The organism is Kineococcus gurbantunggutensis (genome assembly GCF_050871925.1).
Lineage (GTDB): Bacteria > Actinomycetota > Actinomycetes > Actinomycetales > Kineococcaceae > Kineococcus.
Window position 1 is genome coordinate 1 of the sequence record NZ_JBJLSG010000235.1, and the last position, 5,399, is coordinate 5,399.

The window sequence follows — 5,399 nt, forward strand, 5'->3', positions numbered from 1 at the left end:
CCCGCCCCCCCCGGCGCCCGGGACCCCCCCCCCGGGCGGGGGGCCGCCGGCGGGGCCGGCGGGTCCAGCAGGTGGCCGCGGAGCCTCAGCAGGTGGCCACGAAGCGCTGCAGCACCCGCACCCCGAAGCGCAGCGCGTCCAGCGGCACCCGCTCGTCCACGCCGTGGAACATCCCGGCGAAGTCCATGCCCGCGGGCAGCCGCAGCGGGGCGAAGCCGTAGCCGCGGATGCCCAGGTGGGAGAAGGACTTGTTGTCGGTGCCGCCGGCGAGGCAGTACGGCAGCACCGCGGCGCCGGGGTCCTCCACCTCCAGCGCGTCGCGCATGCGGTCCACCAGCGGCGCGGCGAAGCCGGTCTCCAGCGCCACGCTCTCGTTGACGGTCTCCACGTCCACCCGCTCGCCGGCCAGCTCGCGGATCGTGCTCAGCAGCTCCTCCTGCCGGCCGGGCAGGAAGCGGCAGTCGACCAGCGCGGTGGCGGTGCCGGGGATGACGTTGTGCTTGTACCCGGCCTCCAGCACGGTGGGGTTGGCGGTGTTCTGCAGGGTGGCGCCCACCCAGCGCGCGGTGGTGCCCAGCTTCGCCAGCAGCGCGGAGGGGTCGTCCTCGTCGAAGCGCACCCCGGTGATCTCCGAGACGCCCTGGAGGAACTCGCGCACGGTGGCGGTGTACTCGATCGGCCACTCGTGGGCGCCGATGCGGGCCACGGCCGCGCACAGGCGCGTCACGGCGTTGTCGGTGCCGACCTGCGAGCCGTGCCCGGCGCGCCCGTGGGCCACCAGGCGCAGCCAGGCCAGGCCTTTCTCGGCCGTCTGCAGCAGGTAGGCGCGCCGGCCGTCGAGGTCGACGGAGAAGCCGCCCACCTCGCTGACGGCCTCGGTGACGCCCTCGAACAGGTCGGGGCGGTGGTGCACGAGCCACTCCGCGCCCTGCACGCCGGCGGCCTCCTCGTCGGCCAGGAACGCCACGACGAGGTCGCGCGGGGGGCGCTGGCCGGTGCGGGCCAGGTCGCGCACGACGGCCAGGAGCATGGCGTCCATGTCCTTCATGTCCACCGCGCCGCGCCCCCACAGGCAGTCGTCGGCGACCTCGCCGGCGAAGGGGTCCACGCTCCAGTCGGCGGCGCGGGCGGGCACCACGTCGAGGTGGCCGTGCAGCAGCAGCGCGCCGCGCTCGGCGGTGCCGCGCTCGTCGCCGGGGATGCGCAGCACGACGTTGCCGCGGCCGGGGAAGCCCTCGAGGTACTCCGGCTGCAGGCCGACCTCGTGCAGCAGGGCCGCGACGTGCTCGGCGGCCGCGCGCTCGCCGGGGCCGGAGCCGTCGCCGTAGTTCGAGGTGTCGATGCGGATCAGGTCGCGGGCGAGGTCGACGACCTCGTCCTGCGCCTCCTGCCGGGCCTGCGCGGCGAGCCCGCCGCCCCCGCGCCCGTCCGCCTGCCGCTCGTTCCCCGCCGCGCTGTCCTGGGTGCTCACGCGCGCCACGCTAGACGGCCCCGGGCGGGTGCGCGGGCCGGGCCCGGCACGGGCGGTAACGTCCCCGTGCCATGGGAACCCCACCACCCGGCGCCGCGTCCCTCGCGCGCCCGGACGGGCCGTCCTCGTGGACGGCCGAGGAGCACCGCGGGGTCACCGACGCCGTCCACGACGCGCTGCTGGAGCTGCTGATGAGCCGCGGCGTCGAACCGGGCGCGGCGCTGCGCACGCAGGGCCTGGCCGACCGGCTGGGGGTCTCGGCCACGCCGGTGCGCGAGGCGCTGGCGCGCCTGGAGGGCACCGGCCTGGTGGTGCGCAGCGCGCGGCGCGGGTACCGGGCGGCGCCGCTGCTGTCGGCGCGCGAGCTGGCGCAGCTGGTGGACGTGCGCCTGCTGGTGGAGCCGGGCAACGCCGAGCGCGCCTGCGACCGCGCCGACGACGCGTTCGTGGCGCGGCTGCACGCGGCGGTGGAGCGCCAGCGCCGCGCCCCCACCGGCCCCGGCTACAGCGGCTTCAAGGACTACCTGGCCGCGGACTGGGCCTTCCACGAGCTCGTGGCCGAGGGCACCGGCAACCCGTTCATCGTGCGCACGCTGGACTCCTTCCGCGGCTTCGTGCAGCGCCTGCACCAGGTCGAGCAGCACGTGCCGGACTCCGCGGAGTCCGTCGCCGAGCACGAGGCGATCGTGCGGGCCTTCGAGGCGCGCGACGCCGGCGCGGCCGCGGAGGCGATGCGGGTGCACCTGCGGGCGGTGCTCGAGCGCGCCGCGCCCGGCTGAGGGGGCCGGGCACGCGCGGGCGCCGTTGACAGTTGGGCGGTCGTGGGGCACTCTGCTCCACGTCCTGATTTTCTATAGAATCTGGGACCCGGAGTCCCGATGGAGCGATACGTGAGCGACGACGCCGCACAGCCCACCCAGCGCACGACCGTCTTCGACGGCTACCCCGAGACGCTGACGCGCGAGAACTGGCCGATCACCGTCCCGATGATGCCGCACCCGCACGTGCTGCCCGACGGCACGACCGTGCAGGACCAGCCCGCCGAGGGCTGGGCGGCCACCCTCGAGGTGATGACCGACGCCGGCTACACCAGCATCGACCCGACGGACACCTGGATCCGCATCGCGGACCTGTCCCCGGAGCGCCTGCAGGAGTTCGCGCGCACCGTGCGCGCCGCCGGCCTGACCATCCCGGCGTTCTCCACCTCGCGCCGCAGCGTCATGGACCACGAGAAGGCCGACGAGAACCTCGCCTACTCGCACCGCGCCATCGACGCGTGCGCGGCCATCGGCATCCCGCTGGTCAACTTCGGCTTCATGCGCGGCTTCACCCCGGCGCAGGCGAAGGCGCTGTGGTTCTGGCTGGAGCCGGGCTACGCCGACGACTTCTCCGACGAGGCCCGCCGCACCGCGGTGAAGAAGATCCAGGAGCTGGCCCGGCACGCCCAGGAGGTGGGGGTGCAGATCGCGCTGGAGATGTACGAGGACACCTACCTCGGCACCGCCGACTCGGCCGTGCGGTTCATCCACGAGGTGGGCTACGACAACGTCGGCCTCAACCCCGACTTCGGCAACATCTGGCGCCTGCACCGCCCCGTGGAGCCGTGGGAGGAGATCGCGGCGAAGATGCTGCCGCACACCAACTACTGGCACCTGAAGAACTACTACCGCGACGAGGAGCCCAGCACCGGCTCGGTGCGCACGCACCCCGCGCCGCTGGAGTTCGGCACCATCAACTACCGCAAGGCGATCGCCATCGCGCTCGAGTCCGGCTTCCGCGGGACGTTCTGCGTGGAGCACTACGGCGGCGACAGCATCAGCGTCGGTGCCACCAACCGCGAGTACATCCGCCGCGTGCTGCCCAAGCAGACGGCCTGGGCGCCGTTCCGCACCCTCTGAGCGATCGAAGGAGACCGTTCGACATGACGAAGATCTTCGGGGACCCGTCCTCGTTCGTGGACGACGCGATGGCCGGCTTCACCGACCTGTACGCGCAGTACGTGCAGCCCGTGCCCCACGGCGTGGTCCGCTCCACCGCCACCCCCGAGGGCAAGGTCGCCGTGGTCGTCGGCGGCGGCTCGGGGCACTACCCGGCCTTCGCCGGCTACGTCGGCCCGGGCCTGGCCGACGGCGCGGTGTGCGGCAACGTCTTCGCCTCGCCCTCCACCCGCTGGGTCTACGACGTGGCCAAGGCCGCCAACCGCGGCGGCGGCGTGGTCCTGGGCTTCGGCAACTACGCCGGCGACATCCTCAACTTCGGCCTGGCCGCCGAGCGCCTGCGCGCCGAGGGCATCCCCGCCGAGCTGCTCGTGGTCACCGACGACGTGGCCTCCGAGGGCCAGGGCGCCAACGGCCAGCGCCGCGGCATCGCCGGCGACGTCGTCGCCTTCAAGATCGCCGGGGCGGCCGCCGAGGCCGGCTACGACTTCGACGGCGTCGTGCGCGTCTCGCGCCACGCCAACGACCTGACCCGCTCGATGGGCATCGCCTTCGCCGGGTGCACCCTGCCCGGCGAGTCCGAGCCGCTCTTCACGGTCGCCAAGGGCCACATGGGCGTCGGGCTGGGCATCCACGGCGAGCCCGGCATCTCCGAGGAGCCCATCGGCTCCCCCGAGGAGATCGCCGAGCTGCTCGTGCAGCGCGTGCTGGACGGCAAGCCCGCCGGCGCCCCGGACACCGGGCGCATCACCGTGCTGGTCAACGGCCTGGGCTCCACGAAGTACGAGGAGCTCTTCCTGCTCTACGGGCCGATCGCCAAGCGCCTGCGCGCGGCCGGCTACGAGATCGTCGCCCCGCAGGTCGGCGAGCTGGTCACCTCCCTGGACATGGCCGGCGCCTCGCTGACGGTGACCTGGCTGGACGAGGAGCTGGAGACGCTGTGGAGCGCCCCGGCCCAGTGCCCGGCGCTGTCCGTCGGGCCGGTCATCGAGACCACCCCGGCGCCGGTGTACCAGGTGCCCGAGGACGAGGTGGCGGACTACTCCGGCACCCCGGCCGAGGCCGCCGAGGCCGGCCAGAAGGTCGCCGCCCTGATCGAGGCCGTGCGCGACGCGCTCAAGGACGCCGAGGCCGAGCTGGGGCGCATCGACGCCATCGCCGGCGACGGCGACCACGGCACCGGCATGGTCAACGGCTCGGTCGCCGCCGCGCAGGCCGCGCGCCGCGCCGCCGACGCCGGCGCCGGTGCCGCCGCCACGCTGGCCGCGGCCGGCGGCGCCTGGGCCGACCGCGCCGGGGGCACCTCCGGCGTCATCTGGGGCGTGCTGCTGCACGCCTTCGCCGACCAGCTCGGCGACACCGCCGCCCCCACCGCGCAGCAGGTCGCCGCCGGGGCCAGCGCCTCCGTGGAGGCCGTGCAGCGCCTGGCCGGTGCGCGCGTGGGCAACAAGACCATGCTCGACGCGCAGGTCCCCTTCGCCGAGGCTCTCGCCGAGCGCGTGGGCGCCGGCGACGACCTCAAGACCGCCTGGGCGGCGGCCGCGCAGGCCTCCACCGCCGCGGCCGAGGCCACCAAGGACCTGCGCCCGCAGATCGGGCGCGCCCGCCCCCTGGCCGAGCGCTCCCTGGGCCACCCCGACGCCGGCGCCGTGTCGCTGGCGCTGGTCACCCGCACCGTCGCCGACCGGCTCTGAGCCGACCCCACCGAGAGAAGGAGAAGGACATGACCGAGCTGCAGTGGCGCGTCGTCCTCGCCGCCGACGAGGCGGGCGTGGGCTACAAGGACGCCATCAAGGCCGACCTGCTCAAGGACCCCCGCGTGAAGGAGGTCATCGACGTCGGCGTGGGCTCCGACAGCGACAAGACCGCCTACCCGCACGTGGCCGTGGCCGGCGCCCGCAAGATCGCCGCCGGGGAGGCCGACCGCGGCATCTTCGTGTGCGGCACCGGCATGGGCGTGGCCATCGCCGCGAACAAGGTCAAGGGCATCC

At 74.8% G+C, this 5,399-nt stretch carries 5 protein-coding genes; 4 read left to right on the forward strand and 1 reads right to left on the reverse strand.

Features of this window, described 5'->3' with window-relative positions:
• Nucleotides 1–85: 85 nt before the first annotated feature.
• On the reverse strand, nucleotides 86–1,471 hold the full coding sequence (locus ACRYR7_RS23960) for a M20/M25/M40 family metallo-hydrolase (protein WP_432574785.1): 1,386 nt from the start codon (nucleotides 1,469–1,471) through the stop codon (nucleotides 86–88).
• A 71-nt stretch (nucleotides 1,472–1,542) separates the two neighbouring features.
• Here ACRYR7_RS23960 and ACRYR7_RS23965 point away from each other — a divergent pair, with 71 nt between their 5' ends.
• From ACRYR7_RS23965 to ACRYR7_RS23980, 4 genes are all read left to right on the forward strand, one after another.
• Nucleotides 1,543–2,250 (forward strand): GntR family transcriptional regulator, encoded by a 708-nt coding sequence (locus ACRYR7_RS23965; RefSeq protein WP_432574786.1) that lies wholly within the window; start codon nucleotides 1,543–1,545, stop codon nucleotides 2,248–2,250.
• A gap of 207 nt (nucleotides 2,251–2,457) precedes the next feature.
• Nucleotides 2,458–3,369 carry a sugar phosphate isomerase/epimerase family protein gene (locus ACRYR7_RS23970; RefSeq protein WP_432574791.1) on the forward strand — a complete coding sequence of 304 codons (912 nt, stop codon included), beginning with the start codon at nucleotides 2,458–2,460 and terminating at the stop codon, nucleotides 3,367–3,369.
• A gap of 23 nt (nucleotides 3,370–3,392) precedes the next feature.
• Nucleotides 3,393–5,102, forward strand: a complete 1,710-nt coding sequence (locus ACRYR7_RS23975) for a dihydroxyacetone kinase family protein (protein ID WP_432574788.1) — start codon at nucleotides 3,393–3,395, stop codon at nucleotides 5,100–5,102.
• Nucleotides 5,103–5,131: 29 nt separating this feature from the next.
• Nucleotides 5,132–5,399: RpiB/LacA/LacB family sugar-phosphate isomerase (locus ACRYR7_RS23980; RefSeq protein WP_432574789.1), on the forward strand; the 268-nt coding region annotated here is incomplete at its 3' end.

Excerpts from the sequence above, each read along its gene's own strand:
- ACRYR7_RS23965 (WP_432574786.1), top strand. The coding sequence starts at position 1,543 with ATGGGAACCCCACCACCCGGCGCCGCGTCCCTCGCGCGCCCGGACGGG.
- ACRYR7_RS23970 (WP_432574791.1), top strand. The coding sequence starts at position 2,458 with ATGATGCCGCACCCGCACGTGCTGCCCGACGGCACGACCGTGCAGGAC.
- ACRYR7_RS23975 (WP_432574788.1), top strand. The coding sequence starts at position 3,393 with ATGACGAAGATCTTCGGGGACCCGTCCTCGTTCGTGGACGACGCGATG.